The following is a 23,101-nucleotide window of genomic DNA, read 5'->3' as shown; positions in this document are numbered from 1 at the left end:
CGGGCCTTCTTTTTTGCGTGTCTTCACCCCCAGCGCGCGCGCCACACGGCCCAGGCCGTGCCTGCGCCATAGGCGGCCATGGCCACGGCCACGAGGATGAACAGCGACTGGGCGCTGCCCAGGCCGCTGGACATGAGCCAGCCGCCGCCCACCACCACGATCAGCAGGCGCACCGTGCCGGCCAGCACGGGCGCCCAGACGCGGCCTGCGCCCAGGGACGCGAAGTACAGCACCAGTCCCAGGCCGAACAGCCCGAAGGCCGGGCCCACGGTGCGCAGGTAGAGGTCGGCGTAGGCGCGCACGGCCGGGTCGCCGGTGAAAATGCCCGACCACAGCTGCGGCCAGACCATGACCACCAGCCCCAGCACGCCCAGCAGGGCCGCTGCCATGGCGCCGCCCGACCAGGCCACGCGGCGCGCACGGGCCACCTGGCCGGCGCCCATGGCCATGCCCACCATGGGCACGGCGGCCATGCCCACGCCGAAGGCCATGGGGATCAGCAGGAACTCCAGCCGCTGGCCAATGCCGTAGCCGGCCAGTGCCAGCGGGCCAAGGCGGGCGACCATGCCTGTCAGCAGCAGCGCGGCCAGCGCCGTTTGCACGGGGGACAGGCAGGCCAGGGCCCCCACGCGCAGGATGTCGCGGAACATGGGCCAGGCCAGGCGGGGCCTGCGCCAGTCCAGTTGCAGGCGCTGCTGGCCCCATTGCAGATAGGCCAGGAAGACTGCGACGGCCAGTGCCATGGCCACGATGTTGCCCACGGCCACGCCCGGCATGCCCCAGCGCGGCATGGGTCCCAGGCCCAGCCCCAGCGTGCCGCCGACAGCGATCTGCACCAGCGAGGCCGCAAAGATCACGGCCGACGGCATGCGCATATTGCCCGTGCCCCGCACCACCGATGCCAGCGTATTGCACAGCCACACCAGGATGGCGCCGCTGAACAGCACGGCGCCAAAGCCTGTGGCCGCTGCCAGCACCTCGCCGCGCCCGCCCAGCCAGCTGTAGAAGGTGGCGCCGCAGAGCACGAAGATGAGCGAGTACAGCAGGCCTGCGATGGTGCCGATCACGATGGCGTGCAGGGCCAGTGCCGAGGCACGCGCGCCGTCGCCCGCACCCAGCGCGCGGCTGATGGCCGAGGACACGCCGCTGCCCATGGCACCGTTGCTCATCATCTGCGTGAGCATGGCCAGCGGAAACACCAGGGCCATGGCCGCCAGCGACACGGTTCCCAGCTGCCCTACGTAGTAGGTCTCGGCCACGGCGACCAGCACCGACATGCTCAGCGCCACCATGTTGGGCACGGCCAGGCGCATCAGGGTGGAGGCGATGGGGCCACTGACCAACGGATGCGCGGACCCGCTGACCGCAGCGCCAGGGGCTGCGGAGGACAGGGCGGCGCTCATTCCGCGCTCTCCTGCGTGGCGGTTTCCAGCACGGGCAGCATGCCCAGCACCAGGCTTTCCAGCGCGCCGATCTGCTCGCTGCCGCACAGCTCGCGCACGCGCAGCTGGGCCTGGCGCCACAGGGCGGCAGCCTCGCGGATGCGGGCGCGGCCTTCGGGCGTGACCACCACGCAGCGGCTGCGCGCATCCGCGCCGGGAACCAGGTCGATGAAGCCGGCCTGCTGCAGCGTGCGCAGGTTGCGCGTCATCGTCGTGCGGTCGGTGTGCAACTGCTCGGCCAGGGCCGAGACGGTGGGCGGGCCGTCGGGCGCATTGCGCGCCTGCACCAGCAGGCTGAACTGCGTGCCGCGCAGGCCGCTGGGCGCGAGCGTGTCGTCATAGAGCTGGGAGATCTTGCGCGACAGGCTGCGCACCATGAAGCAGGTGCAGACCGGACTGGCGGCGCTTGAGGTGGAGGAGGTCATGGGGCGTGGGGCAGGTGGCCTGGAATGGAAATGAGTGTAGATGCACCTATTGATTTGCGCATGTCCGCTGCGCGACCTGCGCATGCGCGGTGTGTGATCGAGAAAGGCTTGCAAGCACATGAAACGGGAGAACCATCTGGTTACTTTTCTTGCGAGATGCCGGCATTTGTTGCCAGTTCGTGTGCGTAGCATCGGATTTTTCCGAAGGAGACCCACCCATGGCTGTTCAGAACCCGTTCTTTGGCAAGCGCGACAACGATGCTTTCACCTCCCGCAACACCCTGGGCAGCGGCATAGGCGCCACCGGTACGGGCGGCAGCCCCTCCGGTGCCGTCACGCCCAGCTCCAGCGTGACAAGTCCGTCGACCGCCCAGCGCCAGGCATCAGCCGTGGCGCAGGACTCCCAGGGCAGCAAGCTCACCGTAGGCCCCAATATCAAGCTCAAGGGCGTGGAGATCACCGACTGCGACACGCTGGTCGTCGAAGGCACGGTGGAAGCCACCATGGACTCGCGCGTGATCCAGATCGCCGAGCAGGGTGCCTTCCATGGCACGGCCGAAATCGACATCGCCGAGATCCATGGCGTGTTCGACGGCACGCTGACCGTGCGCGAGAAGCTGGTCATCTACGGCACGGGCAAGGTCAGCGGCAAGATCCGCTACGGCAAGGTGGTGATCGAAGAGGGCGGCGAGCTCACGGGCCAGATCGAGGCCGGCTCCTCGCCGCGCTCGTCCTCGTCGGGTTCGGCTGTGGCATCCAGCGCCTCCAGCCTGTCTTCCTCGTCGGCCGCCTCCAGCGACAGCGCCGCCAGCAGCTCCGCTGCGCTGGCCGCGGCCAGCGCGGCCGCCTCGCTGCAGCCGCGCGTCACGCCCTCGCTGGCCTGAGCCACCCCTGCGCCGGAAATGAAAAAGCGACCTGCAAAGGTCGCTTTTTTCATGGCTGCAGATGGGCGGGTTCAGCCGGCCTGCTGCTGCTTGCGTTCTGCATTGCGCTCGGCCGCTGCGCGCCAGGAACGCACCTGGTCGTTGTCCGGCAGCGACTGGGGCTTGCCCTGGCCGTCGATGGCCACGTAAGTCAGCAGGGCCTCGGTCACCTTGACGAAGCGGCCCTGGTCGGCAAAGCGCTCGGCATAGACCTCGACATCGACCGTGACCGAGGTGCGGCCCACGCGCTGCACGCTGGAGTAGAACGACAGGATGTCGCCCACGCGCACGGGCTGCTTGAAGATGAACTCGTTCACGGCCACGGTGACCATGCGGCTCTGGCCCAGGCGCGAGGGCAGCACCGAACCTGCCAAGTCAACCTGCGCCATCACCCAGCCGCCGAAGATGTCGCCATTGGCGTTGACATCGGCAGGCATGGGAATGACCTTGAGAACCAGCTCCTTGTCTGCGGGCAAGGGATGGGGCGGGAGGTCTGGGCGGGGTGGCATGGGCACAATCGGGTCAATATAACAACCGAGAATTGTCTTTCATGCGACGCGAGAGCGCTTCCCCTACGGATTTACCCTTAGTCCCAACCCCGGCACCGTCGCGGGACTGGAACGCGCTGCGGCGCCTGCTGCCCTACCTGTGGCAATACAAGTGGCGCGTGCTGGCGGCGCTGGGCTTCATGATCGGGGCCAAGCTCGCCAACGTGGGCGTGCCGGTGTTGCTCAAGCACCTGGTCGATGCGCTGGATCTGAAGGCCGGCGATGCCCGGGCCGTGCTCGTCGTGCCCGTGGCCCTGCTGCTGGCCTACGGGCTGCTGCGCTTTTCCAGCTCGCTGTTCACCGAGCTGCGCGATCTGGTCTTTGCCAAGGCCACGCAGGGTGCCTCGCGGGCGATTGCGCTGTCCACCTTCGAGCACCTGCATGCGCTGAGCCTGCGCTTTCACCTGGAGCGCCAGACCGGCGGCATGACGCGCGACATCGAGCGCGGCGTGCGCAGCACCGAGTCGCTGATCTCGTATTCGCTCTACAGCATCCTGCCCACCTTCGTCGAGATGGCGCTGGTGCTGGGCATCCTGGCGCTGCGCTTCGACATCTGGTTCGCGGCCATCACACTGGCGGCGCTGGTGTTCTACATCACGTTCACGGTCACGGTGACCGAGTGGCGCACGCGCTTTCGGCGCGAGGCCAATGCCCAGGAGTCGGCGGCGCACACCAAGGCCATCGACTCGCTGCTGAACTACGAGACCGTCAAGTACTTCGGCAACGAGGGCTTCGAGGCGCGGCGCTACGACGAGAACCTGGAGGCGCTGCGCCGCGTTCGCCTCAAGAGCCAGAGCACGCTGAGCCTGCTCAACTGCGGGCAGCAGCTGATCATCGCCACGGCCCTGGTCGCCATCCTCTGGCGGGCCACGCAGGGCGTGGTGGATGGCCGCCTGTCGCTGGGCGACCTGGTCATGGTCAATGCCTTCATGATCCAGCTCTACATTCCACTGGGCTTTCTGGGCGTGATCTACCGCGAGATCAAGCAGAGCCTGACCGACCTGGAGCGCATGTTCACCCTCATGGACAAGGAACGCGAGGTGGCCGACGCGCCCGGCGCCCAGCCGCTGCAGACCCATTGCGCACCGCCCGAGCTGCGCTTCGAGCATGTGGACTTCGCCTATGACCCCGAGCGGCCCATCCTCAAGGACGTGAGCTTCACCATTCCCGCCGGCAAGACCGTGGCCGTGGTCGGCCCTTCGGGCTCGGGCAAGAGCACGCTGGCGCGGCTGATCTTCCGCTTCTACGACGTGCAGTCCGGCCATGTGCGCATCGCCGGGCACGACCTGCGCGAGCTGACCCAGGACAGCGTGCGCGGCGCCGTGGGCATCGTGCCGCAGGACACGGTGCTGTTCAACGACACGGTGGAATACAACATCGCCTACGGCCGCCCTGGCGCCAGCCGCGAGCAGGTGGTGGCGGCCGCGCGCGCCGCGCGCATCCACGACTTCATCGAGGCCACGCCCCAGGGCTATGCCACGCGCGTGGGCGAGCGCGGCCTGAAGCTGTCGGGCGGCGAAAAGCAGCGGGTGGCGATTGCGCGCACCCTGCTCAAGGACCCGCCCATCCTGATCTTCGACGAGGCGACGTCGGCGCTGGACTCGGCCAACGAGCGCGCCATCCAGGCCGAGCTGCAAAGCGCCGCGCGCAACAAGACGGCGCTGGTGATTGCCCACCGCCTGTCCACCGTGGTCGATGCGCACGAGATCCTGGTCATGGAGGCGGGCCGCATCGTCGAGCGCGGCACCCACGCCCAGCTGGTCGCGGCGGGCGGGCGCTATGCGGACATGTGGGCGCTGCAGCAAAGCGGGGAGCCCGCCGTGCTGTAGCGCGGGGCGGCCGAGGGACTGGGTGGCCGGGTGGCCGGGCGCCTGGACGGCTTCAGGGCTTGAGGTGCGTGACCAGGAACTGCTCCATGGCCTCGTAGAACTCGAACTTGTTCTCGTCGTTGTGAAAGCCGTGGCCCTCGTTGTCCTTGACCATGTACTGCACCTCGACGCCGCGCTCGCGCAGCGCATTCACCACCTGGTCGCTCTCGTCCTTGTTCACGCGCGGATCGCGCGCGCCCTGGGCGATGAACAGCGGCGCCTTGATGCGGTCCACATGCAGGGCCGGCGAGGTGGCGGCCAGGCGCTCCCTGTCGCGCTCGGGATCACCCACCATGGCGTGCATCTGGTCCAGCAGCGGCTTCCAGTAGGGCGGAATGGTCTTCATGAAGGTGAACAGGTTGGACACGCCCACATAGTCCACGGCCGCCGCATACAGGTCGGGCGTGAAGGCCACGCCGGCCAGCGTGGCATAGCCGCCATAGCTGCCGCCGTAGATGCCGATGCGCGCAGGGTCGGCAATGCCCTGGTCGATCAGCCAGTGCACGCCGTCGGTGATGTCGTCCTGCATCTTCAGGCCCCACTGGCCGAATCCCGCTTCCCAGAACGCGCGGCCATAGCCCGTGGAGCCGCGGAAATTCACCTGCAGCACGCAAAAGCCCCGGTTGGCCAGGAACTGCACCTCGGGGTTGTAGCCCCAGCCGTCGCGGGCCCAGGGGCCGCCGTGCGGGTTGATGATGCAGGCCAGGTTCCTGGGCTCGCGGCCGGCCGGCAGGGTCAGGTAGCCGTGGATGGTCAGGCCGTCGCGGCTGGTGTAGCTGACGGGCTGCACGTGCGACATGGCGGACTCGGGGATGGCCGGGTTGATGTCGGCCAGCTTGGTCAGCGCGTCGGCGGCCGCGTCGTAGATGTAGCGCGCGCCCGGCGTGCGGTCGTTGAAGGCGGCGACGATGAACTTGTCCTCGGCGCGGTTGGCGCCCTGGATGGCGAAGTCGTAGCCCGGCAACTGCGCAGCCAGCCGGCCGTACAGGGCTTCGGTCTCGGCATCGAAGAAACGGTACTGCGGCTTGTCGGTCTGGTAGGCGGCCAGGGTGAGCACGCGGCGCTTGCGTGAATAGGCCGCCGCGCCCAGATCGACTTCCTCGGGCACGAAGATTTCCTCTTCCTCGTCGGGCCGGGCCGGGTCGATGACCACCAGGGCCAGCTTGTCGCGGCCCCGGTTGGACAGGGCGTAGAGCTTTTGGTCGTCGAAGGTGAAGAAGGCCGGGCTGACGCTGGTGCGGTAATCGGTGGTGATCAGGGTCTGGAACTCGCCGGCCTCGTCGTCGCGGTAGAGCAGGGCGCTGTTCAGGCCGTCGCTGGCCACGGCGGCCCGCACGCGGCCTGCGTGGTCGGTCTGCCAGCCGACGATGTTGCCGGGGTTCTGCGCCACCAGTTGCGCCGCCCCCGTGTGCACGTTCACGCGGTACACGTCGAAGACCTCGGCATCGCGCCGGTTGTGGCTGATCAGCACATGGTCGGGGTCGTCTTCCAGGTCGTCCTCGATGCTGGCGCGCACGCCTTCCCAGGGCGTCAGGTCGGTGGCTTCGCCGCTGCGCGCGTTGACTGCCAGCACGTGGAAGTTCTCGTCGCCGCCGAAGTCCTTCTGGTAGAGCACTACATCCGGGCCCTTCCAGAAGAAGTTGCTGATGTCGCGCTCGGTCTCGGCCGTGATGCGGCGCGGCTCGCCCACAGGGGTGCTGCCCTCCAGCGCCTGCACATGGATGTTCATGCGCGCCGGATGGCCGTCCACGCTGACGGGCTGCATGAAGCCCAGCATGCTTCCGTCATCGGCCAGGCGGAAGAAGCCGCGCTCCGGATTGCGGAAGAAGTCCTTGATGGGATAGGTCTGCGGAGCCTGCGCATCGGCGCTGGCATCCCGTGCCAGGTTGAGGATGTGGGCGGCCATGGCGGGGTGTCGGGAAAACGTCGGCAAGGGTGACCTCCTGGGTTGCAGCGGCAGGGGAAAAAGGGAGCCGGCCATGATGCCATGGCGATGTATACAAACAGGCGGGTCACTGTCTTTGCCGGGATCGGTTGTATACATTTGATTGGTGTTTTCCCGTGTTTTTGCGGAAAAATGCACCATTAATCGCCTTGGATGTATACATTCACGCCATTCCATCCAGACAAAGCCCCATGAGCCCCCAGCTTGCCCCCGCCGCCTCCGAAGCGGAAAGCCACTCCCAGGTCATCAAGGCCCAGCTGCAACTGCGCGAGATGATTCTTGCGGGCGAACTGCCCGCAGGCGAGCGCATCGCCGAGCTGACCGTGGTGCAGCGTCTGGGCATCTCGCGCACGCCGGTGCGCGCCGCGCTGATGCGGCTGGAGCAGGAAGGCCTGCTCGAAGCCATGGCCGGCGGGCGCGGCTACCGCGTGCGGCTGTTCTCCGAGGCCGATGTGGCCGATGCCATCGAACTGCGCGGCACGCTGGAAGGCCTGGCCGCGCGCTGGGCGGCCGAGCGCGGCGTGGCCGAGCCGCTGCTGGCGCAGGCCGGCCGCTGCCTGGATGCCATCGACCGCGTGCTGGAGACGCCCGACTGGGGCGATGAGGCCTTCTCGCGCTATGTGGCGCTGAACTCCGAATTCCACGACCTGCTGCATTCCATGGCCGGCAGCAGCGTCATGCAGCGCGAGCTGGAGCGCGTGGTGCGCATGCCCTTCGCCTCGCCCTCGGGCTTTGTGCTGGCGCGGGCCGAATCCCCGCGTGCGCGCCACAGCCTGATGGTGGCCCAGGACCAGCACCGCCAGGTGCTGGACGCCATTGCCGCGCGCGAGGGCGCCCGGGCCGAGGCGCTGATGAAAGAGCACTCGCGCATTGCGCGCCGCAACCTGCGCGAAGCCGTGAGCGAGCCCGGCAGCCATGCGGTTCCTGGCGTGCAGTTGATCCGAGCCTGATTCGAGTCTGACCCGCGCTTGATCTGCGCTTGATGTACGCCGGCGGCCTCGGCCGCCTGCGCCCCAGCCACCGCAGCGCCAAGGACTGCGGACCCCACCCATAAAGGAGACCCCCCATGAGCACATTCCCCAAGAACACCTGGTACGTGGCCGCCACGTCCGACGAGATCCAGGACAAGCCGCTGGGCCGTCGCATCTGCGGCGAGCGCATCGCGTTCTACCGCGCGCAGCACGGCGTTGCCGCCGTGGAGGATTTCTGCCCGCACCGCGGCGCGCCCCTGTCGCTGGGCTTTGTCTGCGAGGGCAAGCTGGTCTGCGGCTACCACGGGCTGGAGATGGGCTGCGACGGCAAGACCATTGCCATGCCGGGCCAGCGCGTGCGCGGCTTCCCCGAGATCCGCAGCTATCCCGTCGAGGAACGCCACGGCTTCATCTGGGTCTGGCCCGGCGACAAGGCGCTGGCCGATGCCGCGCTCATCCCGAAGCTGCCCTGGCACGACAACCCCGAATGGGCCTATGGCGGCGGCATGTTCCACATCCAGGCCGACTACCGGCTGATGATCGACAACCTCATGGACCTGACGCACGAGACCTATGTGCACGCCAGCTCCATCGGCCAGGCCGAGATCGACGAGACGCCATGCAAGACCGAGACGCGCGGCGAGGGCGCCGATGTCGAGGTGGTCACCAGCCGCTTCATGAACGACATTCCCGCGCCCCCGTTCTGGAAGATGGCGCTGCGCAGCAACGGCCTGGCCGACGATGTGCCCGTGGACCGCTGGCAGGTCTGCCGCTTCACCCCGCCCAGCCATGTGCTGATCGAGGTCGGCGTGGCCCACGCAGGCCACGGCGGCTACGACGCGCCCGACGAGCACAAGGTCTACAGCATGGTGGTGGACTTCATCACGCCGGAGACCGAGGAGTCCATGTGGTACTTCTGGGGCATGGCGCGCCGCTTCAATCCGGGCGATGCCGAAGTCACCGACCGCATACGCGAGGGCCAGCACAAGATCTTCAGCGAAGACCTGCAGATGCTGGAGCTGCAGCAGCGCAACCTCAGTGCCCACCCCGACCGCAAGCTGCTCAAGCTCAACATCGATGCGGGCGGCGTGCAGTCGCGCAAGGTCATCGACAAATGGATTGCGCAGGAACAGCAGGCGGCGGCGGTGGCCGCAGCAGCGGCCCAGCCTGCCGCCGCGGTGGCCTGAGGCCGGCCATGGCCCGGCGCGCATCCAGGACCGGCGCCGGGGATGGGGTAATCTCGGCGGGCTTCAACCCCAGGGCCGCAAGGCCTGCCGCCACCGATGGTCCACTCCGCCTCCGATCCGCTTTCCATCGACCTCTACGACCAGCCGGGCCACCTGATCCGGCGCGCGCAGCAGATCGCGGCGCAGCTGTTCCGCGACGTGCTGGGGCCGGACGTGACACCCGTGCAGTACGCCATCCTGCGCATGCTGCAGGAAAAACCGGGCATCGACCAGGTAACGCTGGCGCGGCTGGTGGCGCTGGACAACTCCACCACGGCCGACATCGCGGCGCGACTGGAGGCCAAGGGCTGGGTGCTGCGCGAGATCCTGCCCCGGCGCCAGCGGCGCCTGACGCTCACGGCCGAGGGCGAGGCCATGCTGGGCGGCTTCGTGCCGAATGTGCACGAACTGCACAACCGCATGCTGGCCGCGCTGGAGCCCGAGGAGCAGGCCGAGTTCAAGCGCCTGCTGCGCAAGTTCGTGCAGTTGCACGACGCACGCGACGCCCTCGACGCTTCCTCATCCGACTGACAGCGGCCCGGCCGCCTCCGCGTCCGAGACTGCGCGGCCCCGCCTGATCGGGGAAATCCCGGTATCTGGCGCCGATTTTCATTCAGTAAACTGAATCACATTCAGCATACGTAATGATGTGCTGAGAACACAAGAAAGCTTCCACAGAGCTTCAACCCAAGGAGACCCACGATGACTGCCTCTACCCCTGTTCCATGGCTGCAGCGGCCTTGCGCCGCCGCATCGTCCAACTGCCCGTTGCGGGAGCTGCGGCCATGAGCGCCGACCTGCGTGCAAGCGTCGACCAGCGGCCCATGACGCGCTTCCAGTGGTCGGTCATAGCCCTGTGCATGGTGCTCAACATGATCGACGGCTTCGACGTCCTGGTCATGGCGTTCACGGCCTCTGCCGTGTCGGCGCACTGGCAGCTCAGCGGCGCCCAGCTGGGCTTTCTGCTCAGTGCGGGCCTGTTCGGCATGGCGGGCGGATCGCTGCTGATCGCGCCCTGGGCCGACCGGCTGGGCCGCCGGCCGCTGATCCTGGCCTGCCTGGCCCTCTCGGGCGTGGGCATGCTGGGCTCGGCCTTCAGCCAGAGCGCCACGCAGCTGGCGGCGCTGCGCGTGCTTACGGGCCTGGGCGTGGGCGGCATCCTGGCCTGCAGCAACGTGATCGCCAGCGAATACGCCTCGCAGCGCTGGCGCAGCCTGGCCGTCACGCTGCAGTCCACGGGCTATGCGCTGGGAGCCAGCATTGGCGGCTCCATCGCGGTGTGGCTGCTGGGGCGCCATGACTGGCGCGCGGTCTTCCTGTTCGGCGGCTGCGTGACGCTGGGCGTGCTGGTCCTGGCCTGGTGGCGACTGCCGGAATCCATGGACTTCCTGCTGGCGCGGCGCCCGGCCGGCGCGCTGCAGCGGCTCAACGCCCTGGTCGGGCGGCTGGGCCTGCCCGCATTGGCTGCGCTGCCGCCTGCCGCGCCCGCATCGGCGGGGCCGGCGCGGCGGGGCCCGCTGCAGCTGTTCGCGCCGGGCCTGCGCCGGCCCACGCTGCTGGTCTGGCTGTCGTTCTTCGCGGTGATGTTCGGCTTTTACTTCGTCATGAGTTGGACGCCCAAGCTGCTGGCCGCCTCGGGCCTCACGCCCGAGCAGGGCGTGACCGGCGGGGTGCTGCTGAGCCTGGGCGGCATCCTGGGCGCCACCTTGCTGGGCCTGCTGGCGGCGCGCTATCCCGTGCACCGCGCGCTGGCCGGCTTCATGCTGGCCACGGCCGTGCTGCTGTGCTTCATCGTGAGCAATCCGGGCTCGCTGCTGCTGTCGTATGCGCTGGCTTTTCTGATCGGCGTCTTCGTCAACGGCTGCGTGGCCGGGCTCTATGCCATCGCGCCCATGGTCTATGGCGGCGAGGTGCGCGTGACCGGCGTGGGCTGGGGCATAGGCATAGGGCGCATCGGCGCCATCGTCTCGCCCATGGTCGCGGGCTCGCTGCTGGACGCCGCGTGGTCGCCCAGCCAGCTCTATGTGGGCTATGGCCTGGCCTTCGTGTTCGCGGCCTGCATCGTGTCGCTGCACCGGCTGCAGGGGCCCGAGGCCGGCAGGCCCGCAGCCACGGGCCGCACGCTGTCGGCGCATTGAGCGCGACTTGCAGACAAGAAGGAGAACTCCATGACCGAATGCACCACCATTGCACCTGCCTCCACGCCTGCCTTCCCGCTGGACCAGTGGTATGTCGCCGGCTTTGCCTGGGAGCTGCAGGACACGCCACTGGCACGCACCCTGCTGGGCCGGCCCGTCGTGCTGTTTCGCACGCCCGATGGCAGCGTGGCCGCGCTGGAGGACCGCTGCTGCCACCGCGAGCTGCCGCTGTCCTGCGGCACGGTGGAGGCGCGCGGCCTGCGCTGCGGCTACCACGGCCTGCTGTTCGACCGCGCCGGCCAGTGCCTGGAGATTCCGGGCCAGCAGCGCATACCGCCCAAGGCCTGCGTCAAGTCCTTCGACCTGCGCGAGCGTGACCAGATCCTCTGGATCTGGATGGGCGCCACGCCCGATTCCGTGCCCGCGCAGGAGCCGCCTGCCTATCCCGTGCACGGCGATGCGCGCTACCGCTTCGGCGGCGATGTCTACCACTACGACGCGCCCTACCAGCTCATCCACGACAACCTGCTGGACCTCAGCCACCTGGGCTATGTGCACCTCAAGACCATTGGCGGCAATGCCGGCGTCCACATGAATGCCGAACTCAAGGTCCGCCAGGAGGGCGACAGTGTCACCGTGCTGCGCTGGATGCCCGACTCCGACCCGCCGCCCACCTATGCGGCAGCCTGGCCGTTCGCGGGCCGCATCGACCGCTGGCAGGAGGTGGAGTTCCACCCCTCGCACGTGTGCATCTGGACCGGCGCCATGGACGCAGGCAGCGGCCGGCTCGACGATCCGCAGCGCGAGGGCTTTCACATGCGGGGATTTCACGGCGTGACGCCGGAGACCGAGCATTCGGCCCACTACTTCTGGACCATTGCCACTAACCCGCATCCCGACATGCAGGACACCACGCGCCTGGTGATCGACCAGACGGCTGCCACCTTCGAGGAGGACAAGGTCGTCATCGAGGCCCAGTTCCGCAACCAGCAGCGCTTTGGCGCGCGCCCCGTCATCGACATCCACGTGGACGCCGGCCCCAACCGCGCGCGCCGCGTGATCAGCCGGCTGCGCGAGGCCAGCGCCCGTGCGCTGGCGGCGGCCTGATTTTCCGAACCCATCCCTTTCCGCTTTTTTTCCCATGCAAGCCAACCCCATCCTCCAGGTGCGCGTCGCGCGCAAATGCGCCGAGGCGCAGGACATCTGCAGCCTTGAACTCGTGCCGCTGGACGGCGAAAGCCTGCCGGCCTTCACGGCCGGCTCGCACATCGACCTGCACCTGCCGGGCGGCCTGGTGCGCCAGTACTCGCTGTGCAACGACCCGCAGGACACGGGCCGCTACGTGGTCGGCGTGCTGCGCGAGGCCGCCTCGCGCGGCGGCTCGGCCGCCGTGCACGAACAGGTGCAGGAAGGCCAGCAGATCGCCATCGGCGCGCCGCGCAACCACTTCGCGCTGCATGCGGGTGGCCCTGCGCGGCACCTGCTGCTGGCCGGCGGCATAGGCATCACGCCCGTGCTGGCCATGGCGCGCCAGCTGGCGCGCGAGGGTGCCGACTTCGAACTGCACTACTGCGCGCGTTCGCGCGAGCGCATGGCCTTCACGGCCCTGCTGCAGTCCATGCCCTGGGCCGACCGCGTGCACCTGCATGTGGATGGCGAGGGCGCGCTCGACATGGCGCAGCTCCTCGGCGCCCCGCAGGCGGGCCTGCACCTGTATGTCTGCGGCCCACGCGGCTTCATGGACGCGGCCCTGGGCATGGCTCGCACATCGGGCTGGAGCGAGGACCGCCTGCACTACGAGTTCTTTGCAGGCGAGGCCGTGCAGCGCGAGGGCGATGCCGGGTTCGAGATCGAGATCGCCAGCACCGGCCAGGTGGTGCGCGTGGCGCCCGAGCAGACCGTGGTCCAGGCGCTGGCCGGCATCGGCGTGGAGGTGCAGACCTCGTGCGAGCAGGGCGTGTGCGGCACCTGCCTCACGCGTGTGCTCTCGGGCGAGCCCGAGCACCGCGACATGTACCTGACCGAGGACGAGCAGGCCGCCTGCGACCAGTTCCTGCCCTGCTGCTCGCGCGCGAAATCCGCCCGGCTGGTGCTGGACCTGTAGCGCGGGACCCGGCCGGCCGGCGCACAATGAGGTTTTCCCCCAAGGCCCGCCCTGTGGCGGCGGGCGCCGCCCTCCTGCCATGCAACCTGCCCTGCTCGTCCTCAACTTCAATACCGAGGCCCATCTGCGCCAGATGGCCCAGGCCTTTCCCTCCTTCGACCTGCTCTACGCGCCCGACGCCGCCCAGTGCGAGGCCGCCATCGCCGAGCACGGCACGCGCATACAGGCCGTGCTGACCATAGGCTCCATCGGCCTGTCGGCCGCGCAGATGCAGCGCATGCCCGCCCTCAGGCTGGTCTGCGCGCTGGGCGCGGGCTACGAGAACATCGATGTCGCCCATGCGCAGGCCCACGGCATTGCCGTGGGCAACGGCGCAGGCACCAATGACGACTGCGTGGCCGACCATGCCATGGGCCTGCTGATCGCCTCCGTGCGCGGCCTGGTGCGCCTGGACCGCGCCACGCGCGACGGCGTCTGGCGCACCGCCATGCCGCTGCCGCCCAATGTCTCGCACAAGCGCCTGGGCATCCTGGGCATGGGCGCCATCGGCGCCAAGATCGCCCAGCGCGCGCTGGGCTTCGAGATGGAGATCGGCTACCACAACCGCAGCCAGCGCAGCGGGCTGCCCCACCGCTACTTCGGCGACCTGCTGTCCCTGGCGCAATGGGCCGATGTGCTGCTGGTCGCCACGCCGGGCGGCCCGGGTACGCGCCATCTCGTCAACGCCCAGGTGCTGGACGCACTGGGCCCGCAGGGCCACCTGGTCAATATCGCGCGCGGCAGCGTGGTCGATACCGCCGCCCTGGCCGCCGCCGTGCGCGAAGGCCGCCTTGCCGGAGCGGGCCTGGATGTCTACGAAAGCGAACCCGCGCCCCCGGCCGAACTGCTGGACCTGGACGCCGTGGTGCTTACGCCCCATGTGGGCGGCTGGTCGCCCGAAGCCGTGCAGGCCTCGGTGGACCGCTTCATCGCCAACATGCGCTGCCACCTGGAAGGCCGCCCGCTGGTCTCGCCGGTCACGGCCTGAGGCTGGATTCAGCCCTGTGCCATCCCGGCAGCTGCTGCCAGGTGCAGCAGTCCCATGACCAGGCAGATGGCCGAGGACACATGCCAGAAGCGGTCGCTGTTGTCCGGAAAGCGTGGTTTCAGCCACGGAAAGGCCGCGGCCCGCGCCACCAGCACCAGGCCGGCCCCGGCCAGCACCGGGCGCATGAAGGGCAGGGGACCCAGCAGGCCCGCGCCTGCCAGCGCATACCCCGCCAGCAGCGACAGCACCACGCCGATGGCCGCCGACACCAGCGGCGGATACCAGTGCCCGGCCTCGGCCATGCGCGCCATGCGCTCGCCGGCACCCATGAGCCGCAGCCCACGTCCCCCCCAAACGATGCAGGCGAAGTGGGCCAGCGCGGCCGCCGTGTCGAACAGGGCGGCGGCCAGGGCCAGCAGTTGCACGCCCTTCACGGCAGGGCTTCCCACGCGCCGGTGTGCTGATGCTTCTTCATGGTGTATTCCTTGGGATTTGCTGCAATGGCCGGCCACTGTAGTGCTTAAACTCCGGGCAGAAAACTCGCCTTGTGCTCAGGTTTTGCCGCATGCCCTCCCATACCTCCGCTACCACTGAATCCCAGAGAAGAAGACAGCCCGTACAGGCCCGTGCGCAGCGCACGCTGGAGGCCATTGTTCAGGCAGCAGCTCAGATTCTGGTCAAGGAGGGCGAAGCCACGCTCACCACCAATCGCATTGCCGAGCGCGCAGGCGTTTCCATCGGCACGCTCTACCAGTACTTCCCCGACAAGCAGGCCGTCTTGCGCGCCATGGTCGATGGCCAGCGCCGTGCGGCCGTCGCGGCCATCGAGGCCTGGCTGGAGCAGGCGTCGGAGCAGGGCCTGCCGCGCGAGGCCGTGGCGCGCGGCGTGGTCGCCTGCATCGTCGAGGGCTTTGCGGGCCGCACGCCTGCGCGGCGCAAGCTGGCGCGCTTTGCCTGGCGCCAGGATGGTGACGAGCGCATTGCCCTGTCCATGCGCGAGACCGCAGAGCGCATGGCCGCCCACCTGCAGCGCTGGGGCGGCCCCTCGCTGTCCTATGCGCGCCTTTACGTGGCCACGCGGGCCGTGCTGGGCACGGTGCGCTTTGCCTCGCTGGAGGCTTCGCCGCTGATCGCCTCGGGCGCACTGGAGGAGCTGCTGTGCGAGATGGGGGCAGATATGTTGCTGGGTGGCGCGACGGACGCGGGAGCCGCTGCCCGTGCCCCTGCCCCATAGGCAGCAGGGGCTGTGCCTGTGTCATTTCGCTGGACCGGCTTCGCAGCAAGGCATGCCTTGATGGGCGGGCTGAAGTCCTGGTCGTCCTTGCGAAGCAGGATGGCGAAAAAAAAAGGCCCCGCAGAGCGGGGCCTTTTGCTTCTACCGGAGTGTGCGATCAACCGATAGCATTCTAACGAGTTCGCGCGGCAATGGCTTTCTCCGCCACATCCACCAGGTCGGCGCCGACCTGCTGCTTCCACTTGTCGTAGACGGGGCGCGTGGCCTTGACGAAGGCTTCGCGCTCGGCCGGCGTGAGCTGGGTCACGGTCACGCCGTTGGCGGCCAGGTCCTTGAGCAGGGGCTTGTCGGCCTCGATCATGCCCTTGCGCGCGATCACGACCTGCTCCTTGGCGGCGTCCACGGCGGCCTGGCGCACGATGTCCTGGTCTTCCTTGGTCCAGGTGGCCCAGATGTCCTTGTTGACCACGAAGATCAGCGGATCGTTGATGTAGCCCCACAGCGTCAGATGCTTCTGGCCCACGGACTGCAGCTTGGCGGCCATGTAGACCGAGACGGGGTTCTCCTGGCCGTCCACGGCGCCGCTGGCCATGGCGGGCTGGGCATCGGCCCAGCTCATCTGCGTGGGGTTGGCGCCCAGCGCGGTGAAGGTGTCCAGGAACAGCGGCGAGCCCACGACGCGGATCTTCAGGCCCTTGAGGTCGGCAGGGGTCTTGATGGCGTGCTTGGAGTTGCTGATCTCGCGGTAGCCGTTCTCGCCCCAGGCCAGCGGCACCACGCCGGCCTTGTCCAGGCGCTGGAACAGGCGCTTGCCGGGCTCGCCATGCGTGAGCGCGTCGGCGGCCGCGTAGTCGGGCATCAGGAAGGGCAGGGCGAACAGGTTCAGCTCCTTGATCTGGGGCGACCAGTTCAGCGTGGAGCCCACGGCCATGTCGATCACGCCCTGGCGCAGCGCGCTGAATTCGCGCGTCTGGTCGCCCTGGATCAGGGACACGCCCGGGTAGAGCTTGATGTTGATGCGGCCGTTGGTGCGCTCGCGCACCTTGTTGGCCCAGATCTCGCCGCCCTTGCCCCAGGGAAAGGCCGTGCCCAGCACCAGCGACATGCGGTACTCGCTCTTGTACTTGGCCGGTGTCTGCGCCATTGCGGGAGCGGACGAAAGGGCCAGGGCCGCCGCTGCGGCCAGGCCGCTGGCGAGGAAAGTGCGAAGTTTCATTGCGAAGGTCTCCTTGTTGAATTTTTGGGAAATCAGTAGCCCAGGCGTGCTGGGAGCCAGAGAGCCAGCTGCGGGAAGGCGATCACGGCGATCATCACCAGGAACATGGCCAGCAGCATGGGGCCGACCCAGCGCACGGTGGACTCCATGCGCACGCCCGCGATGCGGCAGGACACCATCAGGTTCACGGCCAGCGGCGGCGTGAACTGGCCCAGCGCCACCTTGAGCGTGAGGATGACGCCGAACCACACCGGGTCCCAGTGGTAGTGCTGCATGATCGGCAGCAGCAGCGGCACGAAGATCAGGAAGATGGAGATGCCGTCCAGGAACATGCCCACGGTGATCAGCAGCAGGATCAGCAGCGCCATCACGCCGTACTCGCCCAGGCCCGATTCCACGATGGCCTTGGCCACCGGATCGATCACGCCCAGCGTGGACAGCGAGAACGCGAAGATGCCGGCCAGCGACACCACCAGCAGGATCACGGCCGACAGCTCGCCGGCCTCGCGCAGGATGGGATACAGGTCGCGCAGCGTGATGGTGCGGTGGATCACCATGCCCACGAACAGGCCGTAGAACACGGCCACCACGGCGGCCTCGGTAGGGGTGAACCAGCCGGCGCGCATGCCGCCCAGGATCAGCACCGGGGCGGCCAGGCCCCAGGAGGCCTCGCGCAGGCTGCGCCAGAACGGCGGGCGCGGCATGGACGATTCCAGCGCACCCATCCTGTGCCTGCGCGACATCCACACGGCCGGAACGATCAGCGCCACGCCGGCCAGGATGCCGGGGATCATGCCGGCCGCAAACAGCGCCGGCACCGAGGCGCCGGGCACCAGCACCGAGTAGATGATGAAGGCCACGGACGGCGGGATCAGGATGTCGGTGGCCGCAGCCGCGCCCACCACGCTGGCCGAGAAGCTGCCCGGATAGCCGGCGCGGCTCATGGCCGCGATCATCACGCCGCCCACTGCAGCGGCATTGGCCGGGCCCGAGCCCGAGATGCCGCCCAGGAACATGGCCACGGCAATCGCCACCAGGGGCAGCATGCCGGGGCCGCGGCCCACGATGGCCACGGCGAAGTTCACCAGGCGCAGCGCCACGCCAGAGCGGTCGAAGATCGAGCCCACGAGCACGAACATCGGAATCGCCAGCAGCGGGTACTTGCCCAGGCCGGCATAGAAGTTCTGCGGCACGGCCAGCAGGCCGAACCACTGCGTGTCGGGGCTGGCCAGCGCGATGGCGGCCGCCCCTGCCAGGCCCAGGGCCGCGCCGATGGGCACGCCCAGGAGCATCAGGCCCAGGAAGGCGATGAAGAGCAGGGTCGCGATCATGGCGCCTTCTCCTCGTCCACGAAGGCGCCGGGGCGCCCCTGGCGCAGGAACAGTTGCAGCGCGCGCAGCGTGATCAGCGCCGAGCAGATGGGCAGCCACATCGAATACCACCACTGCGGCACGCCGATGCCTGGCGAGGTTTCCTCGAAACGGTAGTCGTCCCAGACCACGCGCACGCTCAGTGCGGCGATCACCGCGAACAGCAGGGCCACCATCAGCGTGCCGAAGCGCGCCAGGCGCTTCCTGCGCAGGGCGCTGCCGCCTTCGGCGAAGTATTCGATGCGGATGTGAGCGTTGCGCGCCACGGCCGCCGAGCCCGCGACCATGGCCAGCAGGATCATCAGGAAGACCGAGATTTCCTCGGTCCACGCGAAGGACGAGGAGGTGAAGTAGCGCACCAGCACATTGGCGAAGGTGATCAGGGCCAGCAGGGCCATGATGACCACGGTGAGCCAGTCCTCGATGCGCAGCGAACGCGGCTCGTCCGGCTGGGAAGGCGTCTCAGCGGCGCCGTTTTCGGTGGGAGGGGATGACATGGACGCGGGGAGTCAGAAAATTACACATGGCGGGGCAGATGCAGTCACTGAGCTTCCTCGGCGTCGTGTGCCGGGGGCCGTGAGGAAAAAATGTCACATTGGGTAAATGCGGCGCAGCGCCATTATGTGCGCATACGAGCGCCGCATCAGATGGCGGTTTCCTCAGTGTGGCGGCCCATGCGGGACGATGATACGGGCATGCCCGGCGTGGAGGCACCGAGGAAGGGCCGCCCCGCACCGAGGGTGCCGTCCCCCTCCCGGAGAGAGAGGGGGAAGCGGCGTAGCCGCTCAGGGGGTGCCTTCCATCACAGCGGATAATGGCGGGCATGGAAACCAAATGGCTAGAAGATTTCGTCAGCCTGGCTGAAACACGCAGTTTCAGCCGCTCCGCCCAACTGCGGCATGTGACGCAACCTGCGTTCTCGCGCCGCATCCAGGCACTGGAGGCCTGGGCCGGCACCGACCTTGTGGACCGCAGCTCCTACCCGACCCGGCTCACGCCGGCCGGCAAGACCATGTATGACCAGGCGCTGGAGATGCTGCAGTCGCTGCAGAGCACGCGCACCATGCTGCGGGCCCATGTCAGCGCGGGCAAGGGCATGGTGGGGTTTGCCGTGCCGCACACGCTGGCCTTCACCTTCTTCCCGAACTGGGTCTCCAGCGTGCAGGCCAAGTTCGGGCCGTTCCGCAGCCGGCTGTTCGCGCTCAACGTGCACGACGCCGTGATGCGCCTGGTCGAGGGCGGCTGCGACCTGCTGATCGCCTACTTCCATCCGTCCCAGCCCTTCCAGCTTGACCCGGCGCGCTACGAGATGGTCAGCCTGGGCCATGAGGTGCTCGCCCCCTACGCCAGGCCCGACGCCGACGGCCTGCCGCTGCACCAGCTGCCGGGCCGCCAGGGCCAGCCGCTGCCCTACCTGGGCTATGCGCCGGGCGCCTACCTGGGCCGCGTGACGGAACTCATCCTCAAGGAAGCGGCCGAGGCCGTGCACCTGGAACGCGTCTACGAGACCGACATGGCCGAAGGCCTCAAGGCCATGGCGCTGGAAGGCCATGGCGTGGCCTTTTTGCCATTCAGCGCCGTGCGCAACGAGTTGGAGGCCGGCCGCCTGGTCAGCGCCGCACCTGCCGGTGACGACGGTTTCCGCATGGACATGGAAGTGCGCGCCTACCGCGAAAAACCCACCAGCAAGGATGCGCCCCAGGGCGTGGCCGGCGCGCTGTGGAACTTCCTGCTGGAGCAGGGCGAGACCATCGGCTGACACGCCAGGCGGCACACATGAAGACAAAGGGGCTCTCGAGCCCCTTTTTGCTGCACGCTGGTGCACGGCAAAGCCCGTCAAGAGACCGACTTGGTGCATGGGTTATGCCTAGGGTAAACACCTATTATGCATGGCATGCATAAGGGTTTCTGCAAACGGCATTGGCTGTGCTGCCACGCCTGGCATTAGAGTGCGCGCACAGCAGCCACGCCGTGTGCAGGCCCCCAGGCGCGCTGGATCGGGCAAAAAACGCGTGCCATGGCACGGCAGTTGCTTACCTGAATCTGGCTGACGTGCTGGAAAGCCCTAGCACGTGTCGGTGCTCCAGCACCGTGCGTGATTGCACAATATGTGTCACATCGTTGATAGTTCGAGACAGCCCACAAGGCGACTCGACCGTTCTCATCAAGACCGTTTTCGTTCTCATCTCAGGAGACCCGTATGAAGAAGCATTTGTTGGCCATCGCCGTGACCGCCCTGGCTGCAGGCAGCGCTTTTGCGCAGGCTGGCGACACCCTGGCCAAGATCAAGTCCTCCGGCGCCGTGACGCTGGGCGTGCGTGAATCCTCCGGCCTGGGCTATACGCTGGGCAATGGCAAGTACGTGGGCTTCCACACCGAGATGGGCGAGCGCGTGCTGGCCGACATCCAGAAGCAGCTGGGCCTGGCCAAGCTGGACATCAAGTACCAGCCCGTCACCTCGCAGAACCGTATCCCCCTGGTGACCAATGGCACCGTGGACATCGAGTGCGGCTCCACCACCAACAGCCAGGCCCGCCAAAAGGATGTGGCCTTCGCCGTGACCACCTATGTGGAAGAAGTGCGCATCGCCGTCAAGGGCAACTCCGGCATCACCGGCATCAAGGACCTGAACGGCAAGACCATCGTCACGACGACGGGCACCACCTCGGTGCAGACCCTGCGCAAGAACAAGCGCGCCGACGGCCTGACCTTCAAGGAAGTCATGGGCAAGGACCACGCCGACAGCTTCCTGATGCTGGAAACCGGCCGTGCCGACGCCTTCATCATGGACGGCTCCATCCTGGCCGCCAACATCTCCAAGTCCAAGGCACCTGCCGACTACAAGATCGTCGGCGAAACCCTGTCGGTCGAGCCCATCGCCTGCATGCTGCGCAAGGACGACCCCGCCTTCAAGAAGGCCGTGGACGACTCCATCAAGCGCCAGATCGCCGACGGCTCCCTGGCCAAGCTCTATGACAAGTGGTTCATGCAGCCGATTCCCCCGGCCAACGTGAAGGTCGGCCTGCCGCTGTCCGACGCCACCAAGGACGCATGGGCCAACCCCAACGACAAGCCCATGGAGTCGTACGAAGTCAAGTAAGCACCAGCTGAATGCCGCCCCTTCTGCCATGCGGTTGGAAGGGGCGTTTTTTGTTGCGGCGCCGTTTTTGCCGGTAGTGCATTTTTCAAGAATCTGAATAAAGAGGTGCTCCTATGAGTTGGGATTGGCAGGTGTTCTGCCAGGACACCATTACCCAAGAGGTCGGTCAAAGCTGCTTCGGCAAGAACGGCGACATCACCTACCTCGACTGGATGCTGTCGGCCTGGGGCTGGACCATTTCCGTGTCGCTGCTGTCGCTGTTGATCGCATTGATCGTCGGCTCGCTGATCGGCACGCTGCGCACGCTGCCCGACCGGCCGTGGATCGTGCGGCTGGGCAATGCCTGGGTCGAACTGTTCCGCAATATTCCGCTGCTGGTCCACATCTTCATGTGGTACCACGTGGTGCCGTCCATCTTCCCCGCGCTGAAGTCCCTGCCGGGCTTCGTGCTCGTGGTGCTGGCGCTGGGCTTCTTCACCTCGGCGCGTATCGCCGAGCAGGTGCGTTCCGGCATCCAGGCGCTGCCGCGCGGCCAGCGGTACGCGGGCATGGCGCTGGGTTTCACCACGTTCCAGTACTACCGCTACGTGCTGCTGCCCATGGCGTTTCGCATCATCATTCCGCCGCTGACCAGCGAGACCATGAACGTGTTCAAGAACTCGTCCGTGGCGTTTGCCGTGTCCGTGGCCGAACTGACCATGTTCGCCATGCAGGCGCAGGAAGAGACTTCGCGCGGCATCGAGATCTACCTGGCCGTCACCGGCCTGTACGTGGTCTCCGCCTTTGCCATCAACCGCATCATGGCCTTCATCGAGAAGCGCTCGCGCGTCCCGGGCCTGATCGCTGCCAGCGGCGGAGGACACTGACATGAACCTGCAAATCGACTGGTCGTTCTTCACCTGGGACCTGTTCAGCAACTTCGTGCTGAAGGGCCTGTACTTCAGCCTGACGCTGACCGTCATCGCCACCATCGGCGGTGTGCTCTTCGGCACGCTGCTGGCGCTGATGCGCCTGTCCGGCAAGAAGTGGCTCGATGTGCCCGCCACGCTCTACGTCAACGGAATGCGCTCCGTGCCGCTGGTGATGGTGATCCTGTGGTTCTTCCTGCTGATGCCGCTGATCATCGGGCGGCCCATCGGCGCCGAGGTCTCGGCCATCATCACCTTCATCGCCTTCGAGGCGGCCTACTTCAGCGAGATCATGCGCGCGGGCATCCAGTCCATCCCGCGCGGCCAGGTCTTCGCGGGCCAGGCCATGGGCATGACCTATGGGCAGAACATGCGCCTCGTGGTGCTGCCCCAGGCCTTCCGCAACATGCTGCCCGTGCTGCTGACGCAGACCATCATCCTGTTCCAGGACACCTCGCTGGTCTATGCCATCGGTGCCTACGACATGCTCAAGGGCTTCGAAGTGGCCGGCAAGAACTACGGCCGTCCCATCGAATCCTATCTGGCCGCTGGCGTGACCTACTTCGTGCTGTGCTATTCGCTGTCCTGGGCAGTGAAGCGCCTGCACAAGAAAATTGCCATCATTCGATGAGCCAGCACCCCATTGAGGAATTGCA

At 67.6% G+C, this 23,101-nt stretch carries 22 protein-coding genes; 14 read left to right on the top strand and 8 right to left on the bottom strand.

Going from position 1 to position 23,101, the window contains the following annotated elements; translation table 11 throughout:
* Window positions 1-23 precede the first annotated feature (23 nt).
* Window positions 24-1,403 carry an MATE family efflux transporter gene (locus AC5I49_RS18310; RefSeq protein ID WP_133072464.1) on the bottom strand — a complete coding sequence of 460 codons (1,380 nt, stop codon included), beginning with the start codon at window positions 1,401-1,403 and terminating at the stop codon, window positions 24-26.
* Complete coding sequence (locus AC5I49_RS18305; protein WP_043789930.1) at window positions 1,400-1,867, bottom strand: MarR family winged helix-turn-helix transcriptional regulator; 468 nt, start codon at window positions 1,865-1,867, stop codon at window positions 1,400-1,402. The genes AC5I49_RS18310 and AC5I49_RS18305 overlap by 4 nt, the downstream gene beginning before the upstream one ends.
* A gap of 218 nt (window positions 1,868-2,085) precedes the next feature.
* Between AC5I49_RS18305 and AC5I49_RS18300 the strand changes: the two genes are divergently transcribed.
* Window positions 2,086-2,751, top strand: coding sequence for a bactofilin family protein (locus AC5I49_RS18300; protein WP_016446423.1), 666 nt, complete (start codon window positions 2,086-2,088; stop codon window positions 2,749-2,751).
* A gap of 71 nt (window positions 2,752-2,822) precedes the next feature.
* Here the strand turns inward: AC5I49_RS18300 and AC5I49_RS18295 are convergent, their stop codons facing one another.
* The gene (locus AC5I49_RS18295) at window positions 2,823-3,299 is read right to left on the bottom strand and encodes an acyl-CoA thioesterase (protein ID WP_012203278.1); all 477 of its coding nucleotides are present in this window, start codon (window positions 3,297-3,299) and stop codon (window positions 2,823-2,825) included.
* Window positions 3,300-3,340: 41 nt separating this feature from the next.
* Between AC5I49_RS18295 and AC5I49_RS18290 the strand changes: the two genes are divergently transcribed.
* Window positions 3,341-5,167 (top strand): ABCB family ABC transporter ATP-binding protein/permease, encoded by a 1,827-nt coding sequence (locus tag AC5I49_RS18290; protein WP_495789698.1) that lies wholly within the window; start codon window positions 3,341-3,343, stop codon window positions 5,165-5,167.
* A gap of 52 nt (window positions 5,168-5,219) precedes the next feature.
* Here AC5I49_RS18290 and AC5I49_RS18285 read toward each other — a convergent pair whose 3' ends face one another.
* Window positions 5,220-7,112: a S9 family peptidase gene (locus tag AC5I49_RS18285; RefSeq protein ID WP_495789840.1), complete on the bottom strand. Its 1,893-nt coding sequence runs from the start codon at window positions 7,110-7,112 to the stop codon at window positions 5,220-5,222.
* Between the two features lie 230 nt (window positions 7,113-7,342).
* On the opposite strand from AC5I49_RS18285, the gene AC5I49_RS18280 reads away from it, so the two are divergent.
* From AC5I49_RS18280 to AC5I49_RS18250, 7 genes are all read left to right on the top strand, one after another.
* A complete protein-coding gene (locus AC5I49_RS18280) occupies window positions 7,343-8,101 on the top strand; it encodes a GntR family transcriptional regulator (RefSeq protein WP_016451803.1) in 759 nt (252 codons plus the stop codon).
* 116 nt (window positions 8,102-8,217) lie between these two features.
* Complete coding sequence (locus tag AC5I49_RS18275; protein ID WP_047472851.1) at window positions 8,218-9,309, top strand: Rieske 2Fe-2S domain-containing protein; 1,092 nt, start codon at window positions 8,218-8,220, stop codon at window positions 9,307-9,309.
* 96 nt (window positions 9,310-9,405) lie between these two features.
* On the top strand, window positions 9,406-9,879 hold the full coding sequence (locus tag AC5I49_RS18270; RefSeq protein ID WP_016446419.1) for a MarR family winged helix-turn-helix transcriptional regulator: 474 nt from the start codon (window positions 9,406-9,408) through the stop codon (window positions 9,877-9,879).
* 254 nt (window positions 9,880-10,133) lie between these two features.
* The gene (locus tag AC5I49_RS18265) at window positions 10,134-11,486 is read left to right on the top strand and encodes an MFS transporter (RefSeq protein WP_016451801.1); all 1,353 of its coding nucleotides are present in this window, start codon (window positions 10,134-10,136) and stop codon (window positions 11,484-11,486) included.
* 30 nt (window positions 11,487-11,516) lie between these two features.
* A complete protein-coding gene (locus AC5I49_RS18260; RefSeq protein ID WP_046240110.1) occupies window positions 11,517-12,593 on the top strand; it encodes a Rieske 2Fe-2S domain-containing protein in 1,077 nt (358 codons plus the stop codon).
* 34 nt (window positions 12,594-12,627) lie between these two features.
* Window positions 12,628-13,590, top strand: a complete 963-nt coding sequence (locus tag AC5I49_RS18255; protein WP_046240111.1) for a PDR/VanB family oxidoreductase — start codon at window positions 12,628-12,630, stop codon at window positions 13,588-13,590.
* Between the two features lie 79 nt (window positions 13,591-13,669).
* Complete coding sequence (locus tag AC5I49_RS18250) at window positions 13,670-14,617, top strand: 2-hydroxyacid dehydrogenase (protein ID WP_046240112.1); 948 nt, start codon at window positions 13,670-13,672, stop codon at window positions 14,615-14,617.
* 8 nt (window positions 14,618-14,625) lie between these two features.
* Here the strand turns inward: AC5I49_RS18250 and AC5I49_RS18245 are convergent, their stop codons facing one another.
* Window positions 14,626-15,066, bottom strand: a complete 441-nt coding sequence (locus AC5I49_RS18245) for a hypothetical protein (RefSeq protein WP_495789697.1) — start codon at window positions 15,064-15,066, stop codon at window positions 14,626-14,628.
* A gap of 116 nt (window positions 15,067-15,182) precedes the next feature.
* Here AC5I49_RS18245 and AC5I49_RS18240 point away from each other — a divergent pair, with 116 nt between their 5' ends.
* Window positions 15,183-15,851, top strand: a complete 669-nt coding sequence (locus tag AC5I49_RS18240) for a TetR/AcrR family transcriptional regulator (RefSeq protein WP_495789696.1) — start codon at window positions 15,183-15,185, stop codon at window positions 15,849-15,851.
* Between the two features lie 172 nt (window positions 15,852-16,023).
* On the opposite strand, the gene AC5I49_RS18235 is transcribed toward AC5I49_RS18240, so the two are convergent.
* Genes AC5I49_RS18235 through AC5I49_RS18225 form a run of 3 tightly spaced genes read right to left on the bottom strand, consistent with a single transcriptional unit; the run spans window position 16,024 to window position 18,934 of the window.
* A complete protein-coding gene (locus AC5I49_RS18235; RefSeq protein ID WP_046240113.1) occupies window positions 16,024-17,067 on the bottom strand; it encodes a DctP family TRAP transporter solute-binding subunit in 1,044 nt (347 codons plus the stop codon).
* Between the two features lie 32 nt (window positions 17,068-17,099).
* On the bottom strand, window positions 17,100-18,398 hold the full coding sequence (locus AC5I49_RS18230; protein WP_016451794.1) for a TRAP transporter large permease: 1,299 nt from the start codon (window positions 18,396-18,398) through the stop codon (window positions 17,100-17,102).
* Window positions 18,395-18,934: a TRAP transporter small permease gene (locus AC5I49_RS18225; RefSeq protein ID WP_016450270.1), complete on the bottom strand. Its 540-nt coding sequence runs from the start codon at window positions 18,932-18,934 to the stop codon at window positions 18,395-18,397. The genes AC5I49_RS18230 and AC5I49_RS18225 overlap by 4 nt, the downstream gene beginning before the upstream one ends.
* A gap of 326 nt (window positions 18,935-19,260) precedes the next feature.
* Between AC5I49_RS18225 and AC5I49_RS18220 the strand changes: the two genes are divergently transcribed.
* The 4 genes from AC5I49_RS18220 (at window position 19,261) to AC5I49_RS18205 (ending at window position 23,076) form a co-directional block, all read left to right on the top strand.
* Window positions 19,261-20,196: a LysR substrate-binding domain-containing protein gene (locus tag AC5I49_RS18220; RefSeq protein ID WP_016450271.1), complete on the top strand. Its 936-nt coding sequence runs from the start codon at window positions 19,261-19,263 to the stop codon at window positions 20,194-20,196.
* A 441-nt stretch (window positions 20,197-20,637) separates the two neighbouring features.
* Complete coding sequence (locus AC5I49_RS18215; protein WP_016450272.1) at window positions 20,638-21,537, top strand: transporter substrate-binding domain-containing protein; 900 nt, start codon at window positions 20,638-20,640, stop codon at window positions 21,535-21,537.
* A 113-nt stretch (window positions 21,538-21,650) separates the two neighbouring features.
* The gene (locus tag AC5I49_RS18210) at window positions 21,651-22,403 is read left to right on the top strand and encodes an amino acid ABC transporter permease (protein WP_016450273.1); all 753 of its coding nucleotides are present in this window, start codon (window positions 21,651-21,653) and stop codon (window positions 22,401-22,403) included.
* 1 nt (window position 22,404) lies between these two features.
* A complete protein-coding gene (locus AC5I49_RS18205; RefSeq protein WP_016450274.1) occupies window positions 22,405-23,076 on the top strand; it encodes an amino acid ABC transporter permease in 672 nt (223 codons plus the stop codon).
* The last annotated feature ends 25 nt before the right edge of the window (window positions 23,077-23,101 follow it).

The organism is Delftia sp. (assembly GCF_059499305.1).
This window is presented reverse-complemented; position numbering and strand designations above follow the sequence as displayed.